This is a genomic window from Clostridium sp. (assembly GCF_021443865.1).
GTDB lineage: Bacteria > Bacillota > Clostridia > Clostridiales > Clostridiaceae > Clostridium.
Map to the genome: position 1 here is coordinate 1 of NZ_JABUTB010000034.1, position 24,444 is coordinate 24,444.

Sequence of the window (24,444 nt, forward strand, 5' to 3'; positions counted from 1 at the left end):
TGTATGAAAAATAAATATTATGTTTAATATATTTAATTATATTAAAGTAAAAGGTGACACTTAACTATGTTAGAAACAATTATTATTTCATTAATATTTTGTAAAATAAAGAAACTAAGAATAAAAGCATTATTTGAACATTGGTCTATATACCCAGTAATAGTTATAGAATTATTTTATTTAATTGTACAAGCTAATATATTTAGTGAAAACTACGATTTAATTAAATTTGCAGGATTTTTTAAAACAGTATATTTATGTTCGTATATACCACTTATATTTACTTATAGACAATATGTTTCTGCAATTATAGGATCAATATTCGTAGTAGTTGGTGGATTATTAAACGATATAGCTATTTCAGCAAATAATGGATATATGCCGGTTTTTCCAAGTCTTTCATATCTAACTGGATATATAAAGACTGATTCTTTTTCTAAAATTGAAGATATTCATATATTAGGAGATTCCTCAACTAAGTTAAAATTTTTAACTGATATATTTGATATTGGATATAGTGTTCTTAGTTTAGGGGATATATTTATAAGAGGATTTGTATTTATTATCATATATAACACAGTTAAAGAAATAAATCTAACTAATAAAAACGATTTTAAGTAATTTAATAAAAGGAGACATAAGATGTTAGATATAAAACCAATTGAATTTTTATTAAGAGCATTACCAGAAAGTTTTTTAGTTATAATTGCAATTTATCTTTTTTCTAAAACAGATATAAATTTAAGAAAGTATATAATTACAAGTATAGTTTTTTCAATAATTTTATATATTACAAGAAAGTTACCAATAAGTTATGGTGTACATATGATTTTATCTGTAATACTTCTTCAATTTATAGTGGTTTTCTATAATAAAATAGATGCTATAAAAGGAATAAAGGGTATTATATATATTTATTTGATACAGCTGATATCAGAATTGTTTAATATTTTAATTCTTAAACTTTTAAATATTGAATTAGAATTATTATTAACTGATCCATTGTACAAAACTATTTTAGGGCTTCCATCAATTATTACTACAGGTATAATAATATTTCTTTATTATGTAATAAGTAAAAAAAGAAAGAAGTAAAGAGTATGAGTTTAGAATTATTAAGTAAAAGTATATCAAATTATTTGAAAAGGGAATTAAACTTAGATGAGGATAAAAGAAGTATTATTGAATATGGTATTTTTTCTTTATTCCATATTCTTATATCTATATTATTAGTAGTTGTATTTGGATTCTTTTTTAATGTAACAATTGAAGCTTTAATAATATCCTTTACTATAGCTGTATTAAGGAAATTTTCAGGAGGAGCCCATGCAAGCACTTCAATTAATTGTTCAGTATATGGAACAGTAATATCTATTATACCGGCATATATATTACAAAGAATAAGTTTAAATTGGAATTATATATCGATTATAGGATTTTTATTATATATTATTTCATTAATAATTATTTATAAATTAGCACCAGTAGATAGTCCTAATAAACCTATAAAAAAGAAGGGAAAAATAAAAAGATTAAAAAGAGGATCTATTATTATTTTGACTATTTATATGATAATAGTATTTATTAACATAAGTATTTATTACATTAGGGATATTAACTCATTGTTAGTTTATTCTTCTTGTATTTATATAGGTATATTATGGCAAGTTTTTACTTTGACAAAATATGGTCATATTATAGTTAATAAAATAGACTCTTTATTAATAAATATTTTTAATATTATAAGGGGGGAAAAAAATGAAAAAATTAAGCAATAAAGTGTTAATGGCTATTGCAGCTTTTGCTACAGTAATTGCATCTGTAGTATCAACTTCAGCTTGCATTTGGGTTATGTATCAACCAGAAGAGCCAAAGGCTTTAAGAGATGAATAATAATTAAATAAAGATCGGATTTTTCCGATCTTTATATGGTATAGAAAGAGATGATGACTATGGTAGACATGAAAAGTAATAGATCAAAAGAAATAAACGATATGGTATCAATAGTAAAATTAGCATCATTATTATTTACAGCTATTATAATATTTCAGTATTTGCTAAAAAAAACTCAAGGACTAACTAGCTTAATATATCAACAAATAATTATTTTAGCAGTAGTTGGAATTGTATTGTTTTTATTAGCAATATATTTATTATGGGCACTTTCATTACAGGAAAAAATGAATAAAAATAAATATAGAAAAATTATATTTATAGAAGGCTTATTTTTTGTAGCAATATTTTTAGGAGCAATAATGATATCTGGAGGCTATAAAAGTGAATATAAATATATATTTTTATTTATAATCACTAGTTCAACAATACAACTAGGATTAAAAAGTGGAATAACAGTTTCTATAATTTCATCAGTTTTAATATTAATTATGGATGTACTTTGCTTTAAAGATGTAAGTGGAGTTAATGAATTTTTTCAAAATGATTTAATTTTATCAGGAATATTTATTTTAACTGCATGGCCATTAGGTTTTTACGTAAAAATTGAAGGAGAACATATAAATAAATTAGAGGAGCTTGTGAATAAAGATGGTTTAACTGGAGTTTATAATCATAGGTATTTTCATGATACATTAAAAGAGAAAGTAGCATTATCAAAGAAAAGCAATAAACCTGTTTCTATGGTATTTGTTGATATAGATTATTTTAAGCATTACAATGACTTAAATGGACATCAAATGGGAGATGAAGTTTTAAAGAGTATAGGAAAAATATTAAGGGAAAATTTAAGGGAAAATGATATATCAGCTAGATATGGTGGAGAAGAATTTGCAATTATTTTACCTGATACAAATGAGGACCAAGCTGTTCTTATAGCAGATAAAATTAGGAGAATTATAGAAAGCACTAAATTTGTAGGAGAAGAAAATCAACCAAGTGGAGTATTAACTGCTTCTATGGGAATATCAGTTTATCCAGATAAAGCAAAGGATGATGTTACTCTTATAAAAAGTGCAGATGATGCATTATATAGAGCTAAATTCTTTATGAAAAATAGGGTTGAAACTTATACCTCTATATTAGATGAAATAAGTGCAGATATAGATGAGGAAGATATAGAGTTAGTTGCATCTATCAAGACTCTAATTAGTGTAATAAATGCTAAGGATAGATATACATATGGGCATTCTGAAAGAGTTGTTCTGTATAGTAGATTGTTAGCTGAGAAACTAAAATTAAATGAAAAAGATAAGAAAATACTAATCTATAGTGCTTATATGCATGATATAGGGAAAATTAATATTTCTAAAGAGATTTTAACTAAAAGAATGCCATTAAATGATGAAGAATGGGAAACACTTAAGAAACATCCTGAAGATGGTATAGAGATTATTAGACCAGTAAAATCCTTAGAAGCTGTTATACCTATAATATTACATCATCATGAAAAATATAATGGTATGGGATATCCAAGAAACTTAAAAGAAAATGAAATTCCTTATTTAGCTAGGGTTCTTTGCGTTGTAGATAGCTTTGATGCTATGACATCCAATAGACCATATAATGTTAGAAAGACATATGATGAAGCAGTAGAAGAAATTAAAAAATACAAAGGAATACAATTTGATCCTGAAATAGCAGAAAAGTTGATAGAAGTAATTAATGAAAATAAAAATAAGTTAGATACTTTAATTTAATAAAGTTTGGGGTGAAAGTTTTGAAAATAGGCATAATTGGATTAGGAAATATATGCGAAAAAGCATATTTACCAGTTATTACATCTTTAGATGATGTAGAATTGATTTTCTGTACTAGAAATATAAATAAGCTTAAATATTATTCAGAGAAATACAGAGTTTCAGAATATGTAACTTCAGTTGATGAATTAATAAATAAAAATATAGAAGCAGCATTTATTCATACAGCCACAGAAAGTCATGCAGAAATAATCGAAAAATTATTAAATAATAATATTCATGTATATGTTGATAAACCTATAAGTTATAGTTATGAAGATGCTGTTAGATTATCAAAATTAGCTAAATCAAAGAATAAAGTATTTATGGTTGGATTTAATAGAAGGTTTGCACCTATGTATTCTAATTTAGAGAATATGGGATTACCACAAATAATAAAATTAGAAAAAAATAGATTAGATAGCCCTAAGGATCCAACTATTTTTGTTTTAGATGACTTTATACATGTTCTAGATACAATTAGATTTTTAGCGAAAGATAATTTAGAAGTCCTAAATGTTTCTGCTAAAAAGAAAGATGGATTATTGTATAATCTAATTGTAACTTTAGGAAATGATAAAACTACTTGCATTGCTATGATGAACAGAGAAAGTGGAGCAAATGAAGAAGTTCTGGAGTATTATACTTCAGGAACAAAAGTAATAGTAAGAGACTTAATTAACTCTAATATATTATCGGAAAATACTGAAAGATTATTAAAGTTTAACGACTGGGATACTATTCTTTATAGAAGAGGTTTTGAAGTTATAATTAAGGACTTTTTAAATGCTGTGAAAAATCACAATCAAGATAATCTTACAATAGAGGATTCATTAGAAACTCATAAATTATGTTTTGAAATATTTAATAAAATACATGAAATTAAGGAAGTGAAATAATCACTTCCTTAAATTTTTACTTCTTTTTTAATTAACCTTTTATTAGTGTAATCCTTAATAAGTTGGTAAGCTACACTAAATAGAGGAATTCCAATAAGCATACCTATCAATCCTAAAGTACTACCTCCAACTAACATTGCAAGCATTACCCAGATTGCTGAAAGTCCAACAGAATTACCTACAACTCTTGGATAAATAATATTTCCTTCAAATTGCTGTAAGCATAAAATAAATACTATAAACCATAGAGCCTGTATAGGGTTTATTATAAGTATTAGAAATACAGCTGGAATTGTACCTATAAATGCCCCAAAGACAGGTATCAATGCTGTTACACCTATAAGAACACTTACTAATAATGAATAGGGCATTTTAAAAATATTCATTCCAATAAAACATAAAACACCTAAAATAACGGCTTCAATACATTGGCCAGTAATAAATTTAGCAAAAGTAGTATTTGTAAGTCTACCTATACTTAAAATTTTATCTACAATGTTATGATTTAAGAATGCATATAACATCTTTTTAATTTGGTATATCAAAGTTTCTTTACTAGCTAACATATATATAGTTAATACTAATGATAGTATAAAGTTAATAAATCCACTAGTTATAGAAACAGTTGTATTTAAAATTCCAGTAAGTGAGGTACTTAGGAAATTAGCTAAATACTTTAATATCTCTTGCCATGTATTAATTAAAGTATCATAAATATTTTGTAATATTTCTGTAGAAGAAAGATATTGGTTTAATAATTTTTCAAAGGAATTCATATAGCCAGGTACTGCATCAAGAAGTGTAGAAAGACTTGAAGCCAGTTGTGGTACTACAAAAAGAATTAAAGCAACAATTAATCCTATTAAAGTTACAAATGTTGCTAAAATAGATAAGGGTCTTTTAAGACCTCTAACAAAGCTAGATTTTTCCTTATCAAGAAAATCAAAAACTTTTTCTTCAAAAAATTTCATTGGTAAATTTAAAACAAATGCTATAGCAAAAGCAGTTATAAAAGGACTAATAATACCTAAAACACCACCTAAAGCTGCCATAACCAATTTAATATTAAGTAGAATAAAATAAAGAATAACTAAATAGGTTCCTAATAAAAGATTTTCCTTAAACTTTTTATTCATTTCTTTCAAACTCAATGTCCTCCAATGTGTAAATTAGTATAATATATTAATTTTAAAACAATAATAGACGGAATACTAGTGATAAAGTTGAATGAATTGTAAAATATAAGTAAAATATAAGTAAAAGGTATAATTAAACTATAGCTATAATGGAGATGAAAAAATGAGTAGAGTTAAAAAAATTAAAGTATTATCACAAAATAAGTTTTTATCATTATATAGTGCAGACTATATTAATAAAAAAGGAAATTTGAAAAACTGGACAATAGCCTCAAGAAAGGATTTAAAAAGATTAGAAAATATATATTTTAATGGTGAAGAAGATAAAATAGATGCAGTAGTAATAATTGCAGAGCATATAGAAGAGAAGAAGTTAGTTGTTATTAGACAATTTAGAGTACCTATTAATGATTATGTTATAGAATTACCAGCAGGGTTAGTTGATGGTAATGAAGGTTTTGAAGAAGCTGTGAAAAGGGAGCTTAAAGAAGAAACAGGTTTAGACATTATAGAAATTGATAAGGAAGGAACAAGTGAGAAAGTCTATGTATCAGTAGGAATGACAGATGAATCTATAGCTTTAGTTAAATGTAAATGTAAAGGAATTGTTTCCACTGAAAATTTAGAAGAAGATGAAGATATAGAAGTAATTATGCTTAATAAAGAAGAAGCTAAAGAACTCATTGCTTCAAAGGAAAATATAGATGTAAAAGCTTTACTAGCAATTCAAAACTTTATACTAAACTCATAATATAAAGGAGCTGTCGCGACAGCTCCTTTATTTTTTTATAAATAAATTTTATAAAAGAAGGAATTATAATAAGTATCAAATCTAAGAGGTACAACAAATGATAAATGAAAAATATATAATGAATTTTGGAATGGATGAAGATGTTGTTTGTGATGTTAAGAAAAAACTTTCATATATAAGATCCTCTGGAAATTTTAGAGGGGCGAAAAACAACAAAATATATTTTGAAAAATATAAAGTAAAGAATGAAAAGGGAAGAATAGTTATCTCACACGGATTTACAGAATATATAGAAAAATATTATGAATTAATATATTACTTTACAAAGGAAGGATATTCTACATTTATTATGGAGCATAGAGGCCATGGAAGATCAGGATGTTTAGGGAAAAAAAACACACAAATAAATGTTGAAGATTTTAATTATTATGTTAATGATTTAAAGTTATTTATAGATAAAGAGGTAGTAATAAATAACAAAAAGGATTTATTTCTATTTTGCCATTCAATGGGTGGTGCAATTGGAATTATGTTTCTTGAAAAATATCCTAAATATTTTAGTAAAGCTATTTTATCATCACCTATGCTAGAAATATCTGTAGGAAAAGTACCAAATTGTTTAGCACGAGCTTTAGCTAAATTTCAATTACTAAGGGGGAAAGGAGATGAATTTATTTTAGGTAATATGCCTTATGAAAGCACTTATGATTTCTTTTTAGCATCTACATCAAATGAAAGTAGGTATTCATATTATTACAGAGAGATAGTTGGCAATGAAAAGTTACAGCGAGGTGGAGGATCTTATAGGTGGTTATATGAAGCTCTAAAAGCTGTTAAAAGTATATTAAAAAAGAAAAATATAAATAAAATTAATGCTGAAATAATACTATTTCAAAGTGGGCGAGATGATTTAGTAGGAGCTAGAGGAATAAAAAAGTTTATTAAAAGATGTAATAAAGCAAAATTAATTAATTTTAATAAAGCAAAGCATGAAATATATTTAGAAAATAATGATATACTAGAGGAATATTTAGATATTATTTTTAAATTTCTTAAAAACAAAAGATAATTTCATTTATATTAACAACTTTAACATTACTTAAATATGATAATATAGATGCAAAAGGGAGGGGTAAAAGTGGAAGAAATACTAAAGCTTAAAAATAAATCTGGTAACATAGTTAATGCTAGGTACAAAATTTTAAATTTAAATAATATAGATGAGATAATTGAATTGCAAGAAACAATTATTAATGGCTTAGAGGATAAACAATTATATGCTCCTACTGAAAGGAAAGAGTTTATTAATTACCTGAAAAGTGGAGGCAAAATAATTGGATACGTAGATGAAGAAGATACATTAATTGCAATGGCTGTCTATGTAAAAAAGGGATATGAAAAAGGAAATTACGGATATGACTTAGGATTACAAGGTGAACTATTACTTAAGGTTGCACAAGTTGAATCTACAGTTGTTAGAAGTGATTATAGAGGAAATGGTCTTCAAAAAATATTATGTAAAAAAATAGAGGAGATAGCAAAGGATGATAAGATGAAATTATTAACATCTACAGCTTCACCTTATAATAAATATAGTGTTGATACATTTAAAAATTTAGGATATGAAATAAAAAAAGACAAGTTTAAATATGGTGGCTTAAGGAGATATGTTTTAGCTAAAGAACTATAAGTTATGCTAAAGGACCATTAAAAATGAAGAATGTAAAATAAAGGATTAAGCTCCTTAGGGAGTTTATAAAAAATATATTTAAGTAATTTGTTTCAAATTACTTAAATAATGAGAGGGTGTTTATACATCCTCTTTTTTTATATTACTGACATTTTAATATTATAAAAAGTAATAATGAATATGATATTTGAACCTTTTCTGTATAATTTGAAATAAAAATTAGGAATATAAAGATAATATAAGTTAACAATATATAATTGGCTATTATGTACTATAATAATTTAAAAAAAAGTTGATTAATTCTTAGTAATTTAGTATGATATAATTAATTCAGACTAAAATGATAAGATTTAAATAAAAGAAATAAAATAAATTAAATAAATGATAACTGTAACAAGGAGATGTAAAAATGAAGGATATTTTATTAAATATAAATGGACTAAAAACAGCTGTAGAAGGTAAAGAAATATTAAAAGGACTTGATTTAAAGATTAATAAAGGCGAAATTCATGTAATTATGGGACCGAATGGAGCTGGGAAATCCACTCTAGCTAACATTTTAATGGCTCACCCAAAGTATGAAAGAGTTTCAGGAGAAATCACTTTTGAGGGTGAAGACATTACAGAACTTAAAACTGATGAAAGAGCTAAAAAGGGATTATTTTTATCTTTCCAAACACCAGAAGAGGTTCCAGGAATAACAGTAGAAAACTTTATAAGAAGTGCAAAAATTGCAAAAGAAGGTCAATTAATTAAGTATTTAAAGTTTGATAAAGACTTAAAGAATAATATGAAAGAATTAAAAATGAATGCTGAATATTCAAAGAGATATTTAAATGTAGGATTTTCAGGTGGAGAAAAGAAAAAAAATGAAATCTTACAAATGCTTATGTTAAATCCTAAGTTAGCAATATTAGATGAAACAGATTCAGGTCTAGATGTAGATGCTGTAAAAATAGTTTCAGAAGGCATTAAGATGTTTACTAATGAAGAAAATGGAGTATTAATAATAACTCATAATAATAAAATTCTTGAAGGTTTAAATCCAGATTATGTTCATGTTTTAGTTGATGGAAAAATCGTTAAAACAGGTGATGCTACTTTAGCAAATGAAATCCAAGAAAATGGATATGAAGCTTTTAAAGCAAAAGCAATTTAAGCAGGAGGTGACTTACTTTGGAAAATAAGAAAAAAACTTACGTCGAAGATGTTGAAAGAGGAATATATGACGTAAAAAATGAAGATAGATTTGATTTTAAAGCAGATAAAGGCTTAACAAAAGAAATAGTAGAAACTATTTCTAAGGAAAAAGATGAACCAGAATGGATGAGAAATTTTAGATTAAAATCTCTTGATATATATAATGAAATTAAATTACCAACTTGGGGACCATCATTAGATGAGTTAGACATGGATAATATAGTAACATATGTTAGACCAAAATCTAAGTTAAATGGTACTTGGGAAGAAGTTCCTGAAGAAATTAAAAAGACTTTTGATCTTTTAGGTATTCCAGAAGCGGAAAAGAAATCACTAGCTGGAGTAGGAGCACAATATGACTCAGAAGTTGTTTACCATAGTATAAAAGAAGACTTAGTAAAACAAGGTGTAGTTTATACTGATATGGAAACTGCTGTTAGAGAGTACGAAGATATAGTTAAAAAGTACTTTATGAAATGTGTAGCACCAAGTGATCATAAATTTGCAGCTCTTCATGGAGCAGTTTGGTCAGGTGGATCATTTGTTTATGTACCAAAGGGAGTACATGTAGATATACCTCTACAATCATACTTTAGATTAAACTCCCCAGGAGCAGGACAATTTGAACATACACTAATAATAGTAGAAGAAGGTGCAAGCTTACACTTTATAGAAGGATGTTCAGCACCTAAGTATAATGTTACTAATTTACATGCTGGATGTGTTGAATTATTCGTAAAAGAAGGTGCAACTTTAAGATACAGCACTATAGAAAACTGGTCTAAGAATATGCTTAACTTAAATACTAAGAGAGCAATAGTTGAAAAGAACGGTAGAATTGAATGGGTATCAGGTTCATTTGGTTCAAGAATTTCTATGTTATATCCAATGAGTATATTAAAGGGTGAAGGTGCAAGAGCAGAATTTACTGGAGTATCATTTGCTGGTAAAGGCCAAAACTTAGATACTGGTGCAAAGATAGTTCATGCAGCTCCAAACACTTCATCTACAATTAATTCAAAATCTATTTCTAAAAATGGTGGTAACGCAACTTATAGAGGTGTAGTTAAGGTAAATGCAAATGCATATAACTCAAAATCAGTTGTATCTTGTGAATCATTAATGTTAGATAATATGTCTAAATCAGATACAATACCAGTAATAGATTTATTAAATGATGATGTTGAAATAGCACATGAAGCTAAAATTGGTAAAATAAGTGATGACGCTATATTCTACTTAATGAGTAGAGGGATTTCTGAAGAAGAAGCTAAATCAATGATAGTAAGAGGATTCGTAGAACCTATATCAAAGGAATTACCATTAGAATATGCAGTAGAAATGAATAATTTAATTAAGCTTGAATTAGAAGGGAGCATAGGATAATGAGTAGAAATATAAGTTTTAATAATATAAATAAAACTCCTGTAAGAACTAAAAGCTGGTTAAGAGTTAATGATGTAACATTAAAGGATTATGAAGTTCCTGAAATTGGAGAATTTAATAATTATAAAGTAACTGGTAATGATTTAGATGGAGTAACAGTTGAAGAGTTTAAAAAAGGAAAAGTTTTTCCTTTAAATAAAAAGTTTATATATGGAGCATCAGAAGAACTAGTAAATCAAGGAGAATTTGATTTTAATAAGGGATTTCTTATAAATATTGAAAAAAGAGCAAAGATTGAAGAGCCAATAATTATAGAATTTAATATGGATGAAGAAAATAGTACTTTAGTTGATAATATTTTAGTAGTTGCTGAAGAAGAATCAGAAGCAAAGATTATTATTAAATATAATTCAAAGGATAATGTTAGTGGTTATCATAATGGAGTATGTAAGATCTTTAGTAAAAATAGTAGCAAAATACAAGTAGTTAAAGTGAATTTATTAAATGATAATACTATAAATATAGATTCAAATCTTTCAGATATTAATAGTTATGGAAATGCTGATTTCGTTTTAATAGATTTAGGAGGAAAAGTTAGCATTACAAACTATCATGCAGATTTAACTGAAGATAGTTCAGAAAGTAATTTAAGCTCAATTTATCTTGGTGGTGATAAAAAGATAATAGATATGAATTACGTTTCAACTCATAAAGGAATAAGAAGCAAATCTCAAATCACAACACAAGGTGCATTAAAGGGAGAAGCAAGCAAAATCTTTAGAGGAACTATAGATTTCAAAAGAGGAGCATCTAAGAGTGCAGGAGCAGAAGAAGAATACTGTATGTTATTATCACCAAAAGCAAAATCAAAGGCCCTTCCATTATTATTATGTGAAGAAGATGATGTATCAGGTGAACACGCAGCTGCTTCAGGTAAGATAGATGAAAATAAATTATTCTATTTAATGAGTAGAGGGTTAAGCTATAATGATTCAAGAAGAATTATAATTGAAGGTGCATTCAATCCTATAATAGATAAAATAGTTGATGAAGCAACAAGAAATGAAATTTTAGCTGCTGTAAAGGGATGTTTAGATAATGATTAATAGAGAGTTTTTAAAGGATTTTCCGACTTTAAGTAAAGAGAAGAATGGGAAAAGAATAGCATACTTAGATAGTGCTGCAACAACACAAAAACCAAAGGTTGTTATAGATGCAATTAAAAATTATTATGAAAATACAAATGCTAATCCTCATAGGGGCGCTTATGAATTAAGCGTTCTGGCTACTGAGGCATATGATGAAGCAAGAGAAAAATTAAGAAAGTTTATAAATGCACAATATCCTGAAGAAATAATTTTCACTAAAAATGCAACAGAAGCTTTTAATTTATTAGCTACCTCTTATGGAATGAATTTTATAAATGAAGGTGATGAAATTGTAATATCTATTGCAGAGCATCATTCAAATTTAATTCCATGGCAAAATGTAGCTAAGGCAAAGGGTGCAGTTTTAAAATATATGTATACTGACGAGAATGGTGAATTAACAGAAGAAGAAGTTCATTCAAAGATTACTGATAAGACTAAAATAGTTAGTATAACACATGTATCTAATGCTTTAGGAACTATAAATCCTGTTAAAGAAATAGCAGAATATGCACATTCTAAAGGAGCTATAGTAGTAGTAGATGGAGCTCAAAGTGTTCCTCATATGAAAGTTGATGTAAGGGATATTAATGCAGATTTTCTAATTGTAGCAGGACATAAGCTATTAGCACCAATGGGAATCGGAGCTTTATATGGTAAAAAAGAGTTGTTAGAAAAGATGCCACCTGTATTATTTGGTGGGGATATGGTAGAATATGTATATGAGCAAGAAACTACCTATAATGTTTTACCATACAAGTTTGAAGCAGGAACTCAAAATGTAGAGGCTGCCGTAGGTTTATCAAAGGCAATAGATTATCTAAATGAAGTAGGCATAGAAAATGTTGAAAAGATAGAAAAAGAGTTAATGTCTTATGCTTTAGAAGAAATAAATAAATTAGATTATGTTAAAATATATGGACCTAAAGATATTGAAAAAAGAGGAGGAGTTCTATCCTTTGAAATAAAGGGTGTTCATCCACATGATGTAGCTTCAATTTTCGATACAGTTGGAGTTTGTATAAGAGCTGGAAATCACTGTGCACAACCTCTTATGAGATATATGGGTATAAATGCAACATCAAGAGCAAGTATTTACTTCTATAATACTAAGGAAGATATTGATAGGTTAGTTGAAGCAATTAAAAAAACATATGATATGTTTTCAAAGTGGAGGTAAAGTTTAATGGACTTAAATGAAATTTATACAACTCTTATAATGGAGCACAGTACATCAAAGCACAATAGAAGAAAGCTAGATGAAGTAGATTTATCAGAAAGAGGACACAATCCAAGTTGTGGGGATGAAATCACTTTAGAGGTAAAATTAAATGGTGATATTATAGAAGATTTAGCATTTTCAGGTCAAGGATGTGCTATTTCACAAGCATCCACTTCAATGATGATAGATTTAATTAAAGGTAAAAGCAAAGAAGAAGCTTTCAAATTAGTAGAAACTTTTATTGGAATGATAAAAAGAGAGATAGATGATGAGGAACAATTAGAAGAATTAGAAGATGCAATTGTTCTTAAAAATATTTCAAATATGCCAGCAAGAGTAAAATGTGCAGTATTAGCATGGCACACATTAAAAGAAGCCATGGAAAAAGATAATAAATAATAATTTATTACAGAAAAATCATTTTATAAATTTTTAAAATGATTTTTTTGTTTTATTATTTGTGTAATACCACGTTATAAGGAGATACAGCTAAGTATAATTATATATATTATACNAATTATATATATTATAATAATTTCTAATATTGAGAAAATTAAGGAACTATGTAATAAATATAGAATTTGATAGAATAATATAAACTGTGATAGAATTAAAATATTACATTAAAAAATAAGGAGAAATGAATAAATGGAAGGAAGTCCCGGGAGTAGTTTAGTTTTAATTTTAATTTTAGTTGTTGTTAATGCATTTTTTGCATCTGCAGAAATGGCCATAGTGTCATTAAACAAAACTAAGATAAATATTTTAGCAGAGGAAGGAAACAAAAAAGCAAGATTATTGAAGAATGTGTTAAAGGATCCAAATAAGTTCTTATCAACAATACAAGTTGGAATAACATTTGCAGGGTTCTTTGCATCAGCATCAGCTGCAACATCAATATCTTATAGCTTTGCAAACACATTAAAGAACTTAGATGTTCCTTATGCAGAAAGTATTGCATTAGTTTTGACAACACTTGCTATATCTTATATAACTTTAGTTTTAGGAGAATTAGTGCCAAAGAGAATAGCACTTCAAAACTCAGAAAAATTAGCTATGTCATATATAAAGCCAATAAATTTTATTTCTAAAATAACCAAGCCTTTTGTATGGTTTTTATCATTTTCAACAAATATAATATTGAAAATAATTAGAATTAACACTGAAGGTATAGAAGAACAAATTTCAAGAGAAGAAATTAGAAGTTTAATAGAAATTGGTGAAGAAAATGGAGCTATAAATCAATCAGAAAGAGAAATGATAGATGGAATTATTGAATTCGATGACACAACAGCTAAAAAAATCATGACACCTAGAACTGAAACATTTTTATTAGATGTTAATGAAAATATAAGAGATTGTATTAAAGACATTTTAAATGAGAACTTTTCAAGAATACCTGTTTATGAGAATGAAATAGACAATGTTATAGGAATACTTCATATGAAGGATTTATTTGCAAGTATAGTTGAAAAGGGAATAGATAATGTTACAATAAGGGATTTATTAATAGAACCATGCTTCTTTATTGAGACTAAGAATATTGATGATTTATTTAAGGAATTAAAAGAAAAGAAATCATATATTGCAATATTAATTGATGAATATGGTGGTTTTTCAGGAATAGTTACAATGGAAGATATCATAGAAGAAGTTATGGGAGAAATCCTAGACGAATATGATGATAACTTAGATATAGAGAAAATAGATGATTATAATTATATAGTAAGTGGATTAATGTCTATTGATGATATAAATAATTATTTAGACATTGAGTTAGAATCTGAAGTAGCAGATACTATAGCAGGATTATTCATTGAAAAACTTGGAGAAATACCAACTTCTACAAAGGATTGTGAAATTACTTTTGATAATTTAAAATTAAAATTATTAAAGTTAGATGATAAGAGAATTGATAGAATTCAAATAATAATAAATCATAGTATTAAAGAAGAAGCTGTTTTTGATGAAGATGATTATAAATAAAAAATAAATAAAAAAATATGTATAAACTCCTCTATGTTTCTAAAAATAATATAGAGGAGTGTTTTTATTATGAATGATAAAGTTTTAAAAGAATTAAATAAAGAATTAGAAGGAGTAATAATGGGAGAAAATCAAATTATGAAACTTCTAGAAAAAGCAAAGGATTTTAAAGTAATTGAATTACTAAATAATACATTAAAGATAGCAGAAAAAAATAAACTTGCTATTATAGAAGAAATAAAAAGTCTAGGTGGAAAGCCTACTAATGATGAAGGGACTTGGGGTAAAATTGTAGAAGTATTTAATAGTATTAAGGAAATGAATATTGATACAGATAAGGAAATATTACAAACAGGGATTAAAGGAACAGAAATGGGCTTTAAAGCTATTTTAGATTTCCTAATAAAAGAAACTGATTTAAATGAAGCTTTTAAAAAAGATTTAATAAATATATCAGATGAATATAGTAAAATTATAAAAGAAATGCAAGAATACTTAATACAATTAAATTAAAATCTCACAAATATGTATAAATTTATTTAATGAAAGCAAAATAAAAAGAGATAAATAAAGGAGTGTATACATATGAGTGAAAAAATTATGGCATTTAACGATGAAAATGGAAATAGGATTGAATATGTAATATTAGAACAAAAGCTTATTTGTGGAAAAGAATATGTTGCAATGGCACCTGTAAAAGACAAATCAAATATAGAAATTTATAAAATAAATTTTGATAAGGATTGGAATGAAACTTTAAGCGAAGTAGATTCAGAAACAGAAATTAATATGTTTAAGCAAGTTTCATCATTAAAATTCTAGAGTTAAATAAGCTTTAGGTAATAAGATTTAATTAAAAAGGTTGTGGCACAATGTGAAATTAATCAAGTTGCCAGAACCTTTTTTATTTATTGACAAATAAAGTTAATAATCATTATTTTTAATTTTAAATGAGGAATTATATCCTTTAGTATAAAAGAGGATATTAATGTTATGTTTATACGACTTGGAGATTGCGTTATCAAAGATAAAAAAGAATATTATCAAAAGTATGAATTGAATACTTCTTTTCATAATTCCGAATGAAATGAGGGATTATTTCCTTTAGTATAAAAGGATATCAATGTTATATTCCAGCGACTTGGAGCTTGCGACGGAGCAAGGAATATAACATTGATATCCTAACTTGTGGTCACAAATAAATTTATAGATGAATAGTATAAATTAAAATAATATTAGGAGTAATTTGTTGATGAATAATTATAACTTAATAATGAAGTTACAAGCAAAAATGCAGGATCCTAGATTTGCTGAAAGATTTAATAGAATAGTATCAGAGTTTAATAGTATTCCTGGAGTTCAACAAGAAGTAATGAGAATAGCTCAAATAGAAGATGAAAGAAAAAGAGAAAAAGCATTAGCTAAGCTTCCAGAGAGAGTTAAAAACTTAGTTAGAGAAGTGTATTCACTACTTAATGATTAAATTATATTAGCTTAAATATTAACAAAAGGAAGAATAATAGCATATATTGTCTATTATAACAATATACAAGGAGATAAAAAAGATGGGAACTAGTTATGGATATAATGCTGAAAATTTTGAAGAAATTTTAAGCAGACTTGGGAATGATGAAACTGAATTAGCATCAAACGCAAGCTATGTCGATTCAGAGAATGGATTAGATGATTTTAATTTTGCTGACTTAGAATCACTAAATTATGAAGAATTAAATTCTAGGGATAATAATGGCTGCAGAAATTCAAACGACATAGATGCTACAAACCTAGGACTAGGAAGAAATGACGACTACTCTTATAGAAATAGTAGGGGTTCATTTAGAAATAATAATAATTCATGTGAAGATAACAATGATTCATGTGGAGTTCTTAATGCTAGAGAATGTTATGAAAAAGGATTAAGAGAAGGCTTAGAACAAGGATTTATAAGAGGATTTTCAAGAGGTAAACAACAAGGTAGAGAAGCTGGATTAAGAGAAGGCTTTAATGCAGGTTTAGAAAGAGGTTTAAGTAGATCAGAGGAGTTAGCTAGAGCAGCTTATCAAAAGGGCTTTAGATGTGGGTACCAAAAAGGCTTTAAATGTGGATATCAAAAGGGTTATAAAGACGGATTTAATGCAGGCCTTGAAAGAGGTACAAGAGAAGGCTTTAACAATGGATTTAGAACAGGATATAATAAGGCTTTAAGAGATGTAATTAGAGCTGTCAATAATTTATCTTGTAATGCAAACAATACAGGCACTGTATCAAATGAAAATGCTAATTCATGTTGGAGAAATTGTCAATAATATATAATAGTTGCTTTATATAAGTGATATAGAATTTTGTACAAGCTAAAAAAAGAGTTGATTAAAATATTTAATCAACTCTTTCTTTAAATAGTAAGATTTGAAATATAAGGGAAATAAGTGTAAAATTGAAATATATTAAATATACAAAATGCGGAGGAAATAGATGGATAATGTAATAGTAGCTTTTTTGATAACTTTATTTGCTGGACTTGCTACAGGTATTGGAAGCTTAATAGCTTTTTTAGCTAAAAGTACAAATAAGAAATTCTTATCAATTAGTTTAGGATTTTCAGCAGGTGTTATGATATATGTTTCCATGGTAGAAATATTTGTTAAGGCAAAGGATTCTCTAGTATTAGCTAGAGGTGAAAAATTAGGAAGTTGGTTAACTGTAATATCTTTTTTCTTAGGGATGCTATTAATAGCTATAATTGATAAATTTGTTCCAAGTAAAGAAAATCCTCATGAAGTAAGATCAATTCCAACAGAAGAAAGTAATGAAGAAAAAAATAGACTGGGATTACTAAGAACAGGAGTTTTTACTGCTATAGCAATAGCAATTCATAATTTCCCAGAGGGGTTAGCAACATTTGTATCAGCTTTAACTGACATGAAAATAGCAATTCCAATAGCTATAGCAATAGCTATACACAATATACCAGAAGGGATATCAGTATCAGTTCCCATATACTTTGCTACAGGAGATAAAAAGAAAGCTTTTCTTTATTCCTTTTTATCAGGAATGGCAGAGCCCCTTGGAGCTATAGTTGGATATGTTCTATTAAAAAATTTCTTTAATGATTTATCTTTTGGAATAATATTTGCAATGGTTGCAGGGATAATGGTATTTATATCACTAGACGAATTACTACCAGCAGCTAAAGAGTACGGAGAGCATCATTTATCTATATATGGATTAATATTAGGGATGATAGTAATGGCAGTAAGTTTATTATTATTTATATAGTAAATAATTAAGGAATGAAAGACTCAAAGAATAAGTAACTATGTAAATTTAAAATTTTTGATTTGGTTAAATAGATAAGGATTTTTCTATTAAACATGTTTTTAGCAGTATATAGTTTATAAGAATTAATATAAATAATGAATAAATAATGAATTTTAGAAAAAATATAAAAATTACATATAAAATGAATTATAATATAATAGACAATAAATATAAAAAGTGAGGTTAGAGATGAAATTAAATTGGAATAGTAAATACACGACTATAGCTATATATTCTTTCCTAGTGGCAGTTTCGGTTATTTTATTTTATTTGGCAATATCACAAGTATCTATATTTACCGATAAATTAAATTCAATAATTGTTATATTACAGCCATTTATTATTGGGTTTTGTATAGCATATATAATTAATTTTCTTTATGAATTTTATAATGATAAGATTTTTAAATCAAAGTATATGAAGAAAATAAAATTAAAATCTACAAAAGGACTATCTATTTTACTTTCATATATTACTGCTTTTTTAATAGTTGGTATGGTAGTAAGATTTTTATTACCACAGGTTATTGATAGTATTATTGGTTTAGTTAACGATGTACCTATGTATATAACAAATGCTACAGAGTTTTTTAGTAATCTTATTAAGGAGTTGCATATAGAAGAGCAATATTCAAATATTATTATTGAGCATTTTAATAACTCAGTAAATTCTATTATTAAATTTGTTACTAATTTAATACCTGCTTTAGGAGGAATTGTAGCAAAAATTGCTTCAAGTATATGGAATGTAGTACTAGGTATTATTGTATCTGTATATTTATTAATTGATAAAGAGAAACTATGTGCTTTAACTAAAAAGATAACTTTTGCTCTTTTTAATGAAAGATATGCTAATAATTTAATTAGCTTAGCGCATAAAAGTAACTATACTTTTGGAAGATTTTTAGTAGGTAAAATAATAGATTCATTAATTATTGGAGTATTAACTTTTATTACATTAACTATATTTAAGATGCCATATACTGTATTAGTATCTGTTATAGTTGGTATAACTAATATTATTCCATTCTTTGGACCATTTATAGGTGCAATACCATCCTTTATAATTATTTTATTTGTTTCACCTATTCAAGCTTTATGGTTCTTATTAATAATATTAGTTATTCAACAGTTAGATGGAAATGTAATAGGACCTAAGATATTAGGAGATACTATTGGAATATCAGCCTTTTGGATTTTATTTTCAATATTAGTTGCAGGTAAACTCTTAGGAATAGTAGGAATGGTTATTGGAGTTCCTTTATTTGCAGTATTCTATTCTATAGTTAAAATATTTATAGAAGGTAGATTAGAAAAAAAGGGACTTAAAACAGAAACAGAAGATTATATGAAATAATTAAATATAAAGATTATAGTTAATATAATCTAAAAATCCCAATGTTGTGATTTTCAAACAATAGAAAGTTAGCATTGGGACTTTTTATAAAAATTTATTAAAAATTATAAGTATTTTGGTAAAAAATATAAAAAATGTTAATTATATATTGACATTATGTTAACTCCATACCATAGTATAATAAATGGGAAAAATAAAAGTGTGTATAAAAGGGAGATTTTAATAGTTCTATTAGAAAATATAATAAAAAACTAATAGAATAATAATTTAATAGATATAAGGAGGCTTATGGATAATAATAGAGAAATTGCAAAAGAAATGATCTCACAATTAAATAAGGTTATTTTAGGAAAGGAATCATTTATTTTTGAAGTAGTATCTGCTATATTGGCTAATGGTCACATATTATTAGAAGATATACCTGGTGTTGGTAAGACCACCCTAGCATTAGCAGTTTCAAAATTAATGGGATTACAGTGGAATAGAGTTCAATTTACACCAGATGTACTTCCATCAGATTTAACTGGTTTTTCTATATATAGAAGAGAAACAGAAAAGTTTGTTTATCAGCCAGGAGCTGTATTTTGCAATCTACTTTTAGCAGATGAAATTAATAGAACATCTCCAAAGACACAATCTGCACTTTTAGAAGTTATGGAAGAAATGCAAGTTACAGTAGATGGAGTTACTAGAGATGTTCCTTATCCATTTTTAGTTATTGCAACACAAAACCCATTAGGAACTGTGGGAACTCAACCATTACCACCAGCACAAATGGATAGATTTTTAGTTTGTATGACTATGGGATACCCTGATTTTGGAAGTGAGATATTAATGGCTAAGGAATTAGATGGGGGAAAGAGAACAGAAAAATTAACTCCTATTACTAATGCAGAAACATTAGTAAAGATGCAAAAAGAAGTAGAAGAGGTTTTTGTAAATGAGGCTATCTACGAATATATTGTAAGATTAATTACTGCCACTAGAAATAGTGAATATCTAAATATGGGAGTAAGTCCAAGAGGAACTATTTCTCTTGTAAAGATTGCTAAAGCAGCATCTTGGTTAAAGGGAAAGGATTTTGTATCCCCATCTGAGGTATACGATTTATTTCCAGCAATAGCAAGACATAGAGTTCAAACCAGTGCAAAAGCAAGGATTGATGGAATTAATAAAGAGGAAATTTTACAAGGAATTTTAAAAAGTATAGAAATGCCGTCATTTAAAAGGATGTGATTATATGAGAAAAATAATATATTTTATCTTTCTTATAGTCACTTTTTACTTAGCAGGAACACATAAATTAAGAACCCTAATTTTATTAGTTTGTTCAGTATTAATCCTATTTATTATTCTATTTTTAACAACCAAGTATTTTCAAAAAAATATCTATGCTGACATTGAAGTTAATAGTAGAGTGGTAAAGAAGGGTAATACAATTAAGGGTAATATAGTAGTGATTAATGAAAGTTCACTTCCAATTACACGTTTTACTATAAAGATAGAATACTTTAATAATAGAGTGACAAAGTCTGCAGTAAAAGTTATAAAAGGATATGTACCTGCAAAAAGTACAACAAGTATGGAATTCCAGATGAAATCTAAATATTGTGGGATTTTAGATTTGAAAGTAAAGGAAATAAAAGTATATGATTATTTTTTATTATTTAAAAGAAAGAAAAAAATACAAAGCCATAAGGAAATATTAATATTACCATCTGGATATCAACTTAAGAATGAAATTCAAAGTAATAGCTACATATACTTTCCTTTAGAAGATGGAAGGTACTCTGAAGTGTTAATGAATCAACCACCAGAAATATTGTGGATTGATAAATATAAGCATGGGGACTCTATAAGGGATATTCATTGGAAATTAAGTGCTAGAAATGATGAAGTATTAAGTAAAAAGTATTCTTCAGATATAGAAAATAGAATTACACTTTTTATAGATTTAAGGACAGAGAAGGATATAAGTATAGAAAGAAAAGATGTTTTTTATGAATTATGTTCAGCTATTTCTCTTGGTCTAATAGAAAATAAAGTATCTCATTTAGTAAAATGGTATGATATAAAAAACATGAGCATTGTAGAGGAATTAGTTAGAACAGAAGAAGATTATGTAGATATGATAGAAAAATTAATGCTAAAAGCAGAGTTATTTAATAAAAAATCTGATGATAAGCTATTAAATGGAGGCTATTTATATGAAGATCCTTTTGAAACTGTTATAGCTTTGAATTTAGAATTCAAAGTATTTTTAAATAAGGATTTACTTATGAAGTTTTCAGAAGAAAATTATCTAGAGGAAATAGAAAGAAGGTGTTTAACTGTTTAAGGTTATAAGAAAAAAGGAAACTAAAGATAAAGTAGGGGTAGACTTTCAAACAAGTGTTTTTACTGTTAAAAAGGAAAGCAGAAATATATTGTCAGAAATAATGTTATTTTTTAGCTATGTTTCTGGGGTTATTGGAATACTGTACACTATATCTTTTAGTCCATTCTTAACTTTCAAGAAAGCACTGGTATACTTTATTTCTATAGGTATTTGCAGCATTATTTGGATTTTATATAGTAATAAGAAAATAAAGTTTGGTATAATATTTTTTGTTTTATTATTACTATTTAATATAAACTTTTTAAAAGATCAGTGGACAAATATTTGGTATGTATCCTTTTATAACTTAAATTATCTTAAGAATTTTGATATTACGGAAACTATAATAATTTTTTCTACAATAGTTGCTTTTATTATATATTGGCTTACCTTCAAAAGAGGAAGAGGATGGATAATTTATTTGGTTTCCATTGCAGTTATAATAGTTGGCCCCATTATTGGAAATCCACCCAATATTAAACAAGTGTGTTTGTTTGTATTTTTCCATATAGGGACTTCTGTTACAGGTAATATGTTATCTGTTAAGAGAAAGAAGAATAAATCTACTACTGAACTTATAAATACGGCAGGAATTAGTGCTTTACTTACAGCAATATTTTTCATTTTTTCTTTAATAGTAACTTATAGGATAACTAATAATCATATGATGACTCTTTTCTCAATACCAGTTAAAATAGAAGAAGAAATTAAGGAGATTTCAACTAGATTTAAGGGGAAAAAAGAAATTCAAGGAAGAGTTAGTAGAGGCAATAATAATGCAAAAGGAGTTCAGAAATTAGAAGTAACTGTATCTGATAAACCTAATGAAATAATTTACCTTAAGAATTTTATAGGTGAAAATTATCTAAACAATAAATGGGAAAAGGATGCGGAGTTAAATTATTCCTCTGATGAAAATTTAGAAGGAAATAATATAGGTGCTCTAGAGTATTTTGATAAGCAATTTTATTTAACTCAAAATAATGAGTTTGAACAGAATCAAGGACTATACATAGATTCTACTCAATGGCTAAAAGTAAAGCATCTTAATCCAGAGGAAGAAGGTTTTTATATTCCTTATATTTCTCAAACTCAGCGTATGAATAAGATAGAGTATGCTTTTTCAACCTACAGTAAAGAAAAATATTTAAATGCACTTGAAAATTTAGATGAGCAGTCTTTCATGTGGTATAAGGAACTAGAAGAAGTAGATAATACACACGCTAAAGTAAAATATTTAAATGTTCAAAAGGAAAGATTTCCAAGACTTTTTGAACTATACCAAGAAAACTATATTTATGGAATTGATAATATTACAGAGTTTATAAAAAATACTTTATGGTCAAAGGCAACTTATACATTATCTCCAGGAATAATACCATTAGATGAAGAAATTCCTGAATATTTCTTATTCGAAAGTGGAAAGGGATATTGTGTTCATTTTGCAACTACTGCAACACTAATGTATCGAATGTACGGAATACCAGCCAGATATGTTACTGGATATATAGCAAAGCCATATCAATTTGTAGATATTTCAGGAGGACTATATAAAGCAACTGTTACAGATCGTGAAGCACATGCATGGGTGGAAATTTATAAAGAAGGTTATGGATGGGAAAAAGTTGAGGTAACACCAACTATAAATGTAGCCAATAGTGAAGTAAATGAAGAAAGAGATAATGTTACTGAAGAGCCAACTAATATTGCACCAGAGAGAGTTAATGAAGAACAAGAAATTGATAATGTAGAAAACAATTTAAGTATAAATGAGGGAAATAGTTCTAATAAAACTTTTAATATACTTTTAAATATTTTAAAAGTACTAGCAATAGTTATAGGAATTTTAAGTGCTGTAATTACTATTTGTTATATTGTCCTATTAAGAAGAAAGAAAATACTAAAAAAATATAAGAAGTCTTATTCAGATAGGTTAGTTACAAAAATAGTCGAAGTTCTTCAATTTGGTGGATACGTAAAAGAATATACAGGTATGGAACCAGATTTTCCAGAGGTAGTTGCAGAAACAATACCAAATCTTAGTATTAAAGAAGCAGAAGAAATAATTAACTCTGCACTTCAAGAATCATTTGGCAATAGACATGTATCACCTGAAAGAACAAAGAAAGCATTAAATGCCTATAAAAATTCTTGTATTTTCGTATACAAAGGACTTCCAATGTGGAAAAAATTATATTTTAAATATGTGAAAGCATACTACTAAAAATGAAAGAATGAAAAATTATGAATATAGTAAGAAACTCCGTAAGGAGTTTCTTACTA

25 protein-coding genes are annotated in these 24,444 nt (G+C 26.7%); 24 read left to right on the forward strand and 1 reads right to left on the reverse strand.

What is annotated here, in order from left to right; genetic code table 11:
- The first annotated feature begins 66 nt into the window (after nt 1–66).
- The 6 genes from HUJ77_RS07235 to HUJ77_RS07260 are packed head-to-tail and all read left to right on the forward strand — an operon-like array spanning nt 67 to nt 4,591.
- The gene (locus HUJ77_RS07235) at nt 67–621 is read left to right on the forward strand and encodes a DUF5317 family protein (RefSeq protein ID WP_291707906.1); all 555 of its coding nucleotides are present in this window, start codon (nt 67–69) and stop codon (nt 619–621) included.
- Nucleotides 622–642: 21 nt separating this feature from the next.
- Nucleotides 643–1,095 (forward strand): hypothetical protein, encoded by a 453-nt coding sequence (locus HUJ77_RS07240; protein ID WP_291707907.1) that lies wholly within the window; start codon nt 643–645, stop codon nt 1,093–1,095.
- A gap of 5 nt (nt 1,096–1,100) precedes the next feature.
- Nucleotides 1,101–1,778, forward strand: a complete 678-nt coding sequence (locus HUJ77_RS07245; RefSeq protein ID WP_291707908.1) for an accessory gene regulator B family protein — start codon at nt 1,101–1,103, stop codon at nt 1,776–1,778.
- Nucleotides 1,759–1,893, forward strand: coding sequence for a cyclic lactone autoinducer peptide (locus HUJ77_RS07250; protein WP_291707909.1), 135 nt, complete (start codon nt 1,759–1,761; stop codon nt 1,891–1,893). The genes HUJ77_RS07245 and HUJ77_RS07250 overlap by 20 nt, the downstream gene beginning before the upstream one ends.
- A 59-nt stretch (nt 1,894–1,952) precedes the next feature.
- Nucleotides 1,953–3,653, forward strand: coding sequence for a diguanylate cyclase (locus HUJ77_RS07255; protein ID WP_291707910.1), 1,701 nt, complete (start codon nt 1,953–1,955; stop codon nt 3,651–3,653).
- 20 nt (nt 3,654–3,673) lie between these two features.
- Complete coding sequence (locus tag HUJ77_RS07260; protein WP_291707911.1) at nt 3,674–4,591, forward strand: Gfo/Idh/MocA family oxidoreductase; 918 nt, start codon at nt 3,674–3,676, stop codon at nt 4,589–4,591.
- Between the two features lie 8 nt (nt 4,592–4,599).
- Here the strand turns inward: HUJ77_RS07260 and HUJ77_RS07265 are convergent, their stop codons facing one another.
- Nucleotides 4,600–5,727, reverse strand: coding sequence for an AI-2E family transporter (locus tag HUJ77_RS07265; RefSeq protein WP_291707937.1), 1,128 nt, complete (start codon nt 5,725–5,727; stop codon nt 4,600–4,602).
- Between the two features lie 163 nt (nt 5,728–5,890).
- On the opposite strand from HUJ77_RS07265, the gene HUJ77_RS07270 reads away from it, so the two are divergent.
- From HUJ77_RS07270 to HUJ77_RS07355, 18 genes are all read left to right on the forward strand, one after another.
- On the forward strand, nt 5,891–6,478 hold the full coding sequence (locus tag HUJ77_RS07270) for an NUDIX hydrolase (RefSeq protein ID WP_291707912.1): 588 nt from the start codon (nt 5,891–5,893) through the stop codon (nt 6,476–6,478).
- 97 nt (nt 6,479–6,575) lie between these two features.
- A complete protein-coding gene (locus HUJ77_RS07275; RefSeq protein WP_291707913.1) occupies nt 6,576–7,547 on the forward strand; it encodes an alpha/beta hydrolase in 972 nt (323 codons plus the stop codon).
- A 69-nt stretch (nt 7,548–7,616) separates the two neighbouring features.
- Nucleotides 7,617–8,168, forward strand: coding sequence for a GNAT family N-acetyltransferase (locus HUJ77_RS07280; protein ID WP_291707914.1), 552 nt, complete (start codon nt 7,617–7,619; stop codon nt 8,166–8,168).
- A gap of 409 nt (nt 8,169–8,577) precedes the next feature.
- Nucleotides 8,578–9,327 carry a Fe-S cluster assembly ATPase SufC gene (sufC, locus tag HUJ77_RS07285; protein WP_291707915.1) on the forward strand — a complete coding sequence of 250 codons (750 nt, stop codon included), beginning with the start codon at nt 8,578–8,580 and terminating at the stop codon, nt 9,325–9,327.
- Between the two features lie 17 nt (nt 9,328–9,344).
- Nucleotides 9,345–10,754 (forward strand): Fe-S cluster assembly protein SufB, encoded by a 1,410-nt coding sequence (sufB, locus tag HUJ77_RS07290; protein WP_291707916.1) that lies wholly within the window; start codon nt 9,345–9,347, stop codon nt 10,752–10,754.
- Nucleotides 10,754–11,860: a Fe-S cluster assembly protein SufD gene (gene sufD, locus HUJ77_RS07295; RefSeq protein ID WP_291707917.1), complete on the forward strand. Its 1,107-nt coding sequence runs from the start codon at nt 10,754–10,756 to the stop codon at nt 11,858–11,860. The genes sufB and sufD overlap by 1 nt, the downstream gene beginning before the upstream one ends.
- A complete protein-coding gene (locus tag HUJ77_RS07300; protein ID WP_291707918.1) occupies nt 11,853–13,082 on the forward strand; it encodes a cysteine desulfurase in 1,230 nt (409 codons plus the stop codon). Before sufD ends, HUJ77_RS07300 begins: the two co-directional genes overlap by 8 nt.
- A gap of 6 nt (nt 13,083–13,088) precedes the next feature.
- Nucleotides 13,089–13,523, forward strand: a complete 435-nt coding sequence (gene sufU, locus HUJ77_RS07305) for a Fe-S cluster assembly sulfur transfer protein SufU (RefSeq protein WP_291707919.1) — start codon at nt 13,089–13,091, stop codon at nt 13,521–13,523.
- Between the two features lie 249 nt (nt 13,524–13,772).
- Complete coding sequence (locus tag HUJ77_RS07310) at nt 13,773–15,110, forward strand: hemolysin family protein (RefSeq protein WP_291707920.1); 1,338 nt, start codon at nt 13,773–13,775, stop codon at nt 15,108–15,110.
- Nucleotides 15,111–15,179: 69 nt separating this feature from the next.
- Nucleotides 15,180–15,623, forward strand: a complete 444-nt coding sequence (locus HUJ77_RS07315; protein WP_291707921.1) for a DUF2383 domain-containing protein — start codon at nt 15,180–15,182, stop codon at nt 15,621–15,623.
- Between the two features lie 72 nt (nt 15,624–15,695).
- Nucleotides 15,696–15,932: a DUF1292 domain-containing protein gene (locus tag HUJ77_RS07320; RefSeq protein WP_291707922.1), complete on the forward strand. Its 237-nt coding sequence runs from the start codon at nt 15,696–15,698 to the stop codon at nt 15,930–15,932.
- Nucleotides 15,933–16,362: 430 nt separating this feature from the next.
- The gene (locus HUJ77_RS07325; RefSeq protein WP_291707923.1) at nt 16,363–16,593 is read left to right on the forward strand and encodes a hypothetical protein; all 231 of its coding nucleotides are present in this window, start codon (nt 16,363–16,365) and stop codon (nt 16,591–16,593) included.
- Nucleotides 16,594–16,675: 82 nt separating this feature from the next.
- Complete coding sequence (locus tag HUJ77_RS07330; RefSeq protein WP_291707924.1) at nt 16,676–17,416, forward strand: hypothetical protein; 741 nt, start codon at nt 16,676–16,678, stop codon at nt 17,414–17,416.
- A 166-nt stretch (nt 17,417–17,582) separates the two neighbouring features.
- Entirely contained in the window at nt 17,583–18,386 is an 804-nt protein-coding gene (gene zupT, locus HUJ77_RS07335; protein ID WP_291707925.1) for a zinc transporter ZupT, read from the forward strand.
- 231 nt (nt 18,387–18,617) lie between these two features.
- A complete protein-coding gene (locus HUJ77_RS07340) occupies nt 18,618–19,784 on the forward strand; it encodes an AI-2E family transporter (protein WP_291707926.1) in 1,167 nt (388 codons plus the stop codon).
- A gap of 288 nt (nt 19,785–20,072) precedes the next feature.
- Complete coding sequence (locus HUJ77_RS07345) at nt 20,073–21,020, forward strand: MoxR family ATPase (RefSeq protein ID WP_291707927.1); 948 nt, start codon at nt 20,073–20,075, stop codon at nt 21,018–21,020.
- Nucleotides 21,021–21,024: 4 nt separating this feature from the next.
- Nucleotides 21,025–22,122, forward strand: coding sequence for a DUF58 domain-containing protein (locus HUJ77_RS07350; RefSeq protein WP_291707928.1), 1,098 nt, complete (start codon nt 21,025–21,027; stop codon nt 22,120–22,122).
- Between the two features lie 571 nt (nt 22,123–22,693).
- Nucleotides 22,694–24,385: a transglutaminase-like domain-containing protein gene (locus HUJ77_RS07355; protein WP_291707929.1), complete on the forward strand. Its 1,692-nt coding sequence runs from the start codon at nt 22,694–22,696 to the stop codon at nt 24,383–24,385.
- The last annotated feature ends 59 nt before the right edge of the window (nt 24,386–24,444 follow it).

Excerpts from the sequence above, each read along its gene's own strand:
- sufC (WP_291707915.1), top strand. The coding sequence starts at position 8,578 with ATGAAGGATATTTTATTAAATATAAATGGACTAAAAACAGCTGTAGAA.
- HUJ77_RS07275 (WP_291707913.1), top strand. The coding sequence starts at position 6,576 with ATGATAAATGAAAAATATATAATGAATTTTGGAATGGATGAAGATGTT.
- HUJ77_RS07350 (WP_291707928.1), top strand. The coding sequence starts at position 21,025 with ATGAGAAAAATAATATATTTTATCTTTCTTATAGTCACTTTTTACTTA.
- HUJ77_RS07355 (WP_291707929.1), top strand. The coding sequence starts at position 22,694 with ATGTTATCTGTTAAGAGAAAGAAGAATAAATCTACTACTGAACTTATA.
- HUJ77_RS07320 (WP_291707922.1), top strand. The coding sequence starts at position 15,696 with ATGAGTGAAAAAATTATGGCATTTAACGATGAAAATGGAAATAGGATT.
- HUJ77_RS07315 (WP_291707921.1), top strand. The coding sequence starts at position 15,180 with ATGAATGATAAAGTTTTAAAAGAATTAAATAAAGAATTAGAAGGAGTA.
- sufD (WP_291707917.1), top strand. The coding sequence starts at position 10,754 with ATGAGTAGAAATATAAGTTTTAATAATATAAATAAAACTCCTGTAAGA.
- HUJ77_RS07310 (WP_291707920.1), top strand. The coding sequence starts at position 13,773 with ATGGAAGGAAGTCCCGGGAGTAGTTTAGTTTTAATTTTAATTTTAGTT.
- HUJ77_RS07250 (WP_291707909.1), top strand. The coding sequence starts at position 1,759 with ATGAAAAAATTAAGCAATAAAGTGTTAATGGCTATTGCAGCTTTTGCT.
- HUJ77_RS07325 (WP_291707923.1), top strand. The coding sequence starts at position 16,363 with ATGAATAATTATAACTTAATAATGAAGTTACAAGCAAAAATGCAGGAT.
- HUJ77_RS07330 (WP_291707924.1), top strand. The coding sequence starts at position 16,676 with ATGGGAACTAGTTATGGATATAATGCTGAAAATTTTGAAGAAATTTTA.
- HUJ77_RS07345 (WP_291707927.1), top strand. The coding sequence starts at position 20,073 with ATGGATAATAATAGAGAAATTGCAAAAGAAATGATCTCACAATTAAAT.
- HUJ77_RS07270 (WP_291707912.1), top strand. The coding sequence starts at position 5,891 with ATGAGTAGAGTTAAAAAAATTAAAGTATTATCACAAAATAAGTTTTTA.
- sufU (WP_291707919.1), top strand. The coding sequence starts at position 13,089 with ATGGACTTAAATGAAATTTATACAACTCTTATAATGGAGCACAGTACA.
- HUJ77_RS07300 (WP_291707918.1), top strand. The coding sequence starts at position 11,853 with ATGATTAATAGAGAGTTTTTAAAGGATTTTCCGACTTTAAGTAAAGAG.
- HUJ77_RS07240 (WP_291707907.1), top strand. The coding sequence starts at position 643 with ATGTTAGATATAAAACCAATTGAATTTTTATTAAGAGCATTACCAGAA.
- HUJ77_RS07235 (WP_291707906.1), top strand. The coding sequence starts at position 67 with ATGTTAGAAACAATTATTATTTCATTAATATTTTGTAAAATAAAGAAA.
- HUJ77_RS07340 (WP_291707926.1), top strand. The coding sequence starts at position 18,618 with ATGAAATTAAATTGGAATAGTAAATACACGACTATAGCTATATATTCT.
- HUJ77_RS07255 (WP_291707910.1), top strand. The coding sequence starts at position 1,953 with ATGGTAGACATGAAAAGTAATAGATCAAAAGAAATAAACGATATGGTA.
- zupT (WP_291707925.1), top strand. The coding sequence starts at position 17,583 with ATGGATAATGTAATAGTAGCTTTTTTGATAACTTTATTTGCTGGACTT.
- HUJ77_RS07245 (WP_291707908.1), top strand. The coding sequence starts at position 1,101 with ATGAGTTTAGAATTATTAAGTAAAAGTATATCAAATTATTTGAAAAGG.
- HUJ77_RS07265 (WP_291707937.1), bottom strand. The coding sequence starts at position 5,727 with ATGAATAAAAAGTTTAAGGAAAATCTTTTATTAGGAACCTATTTAGTT.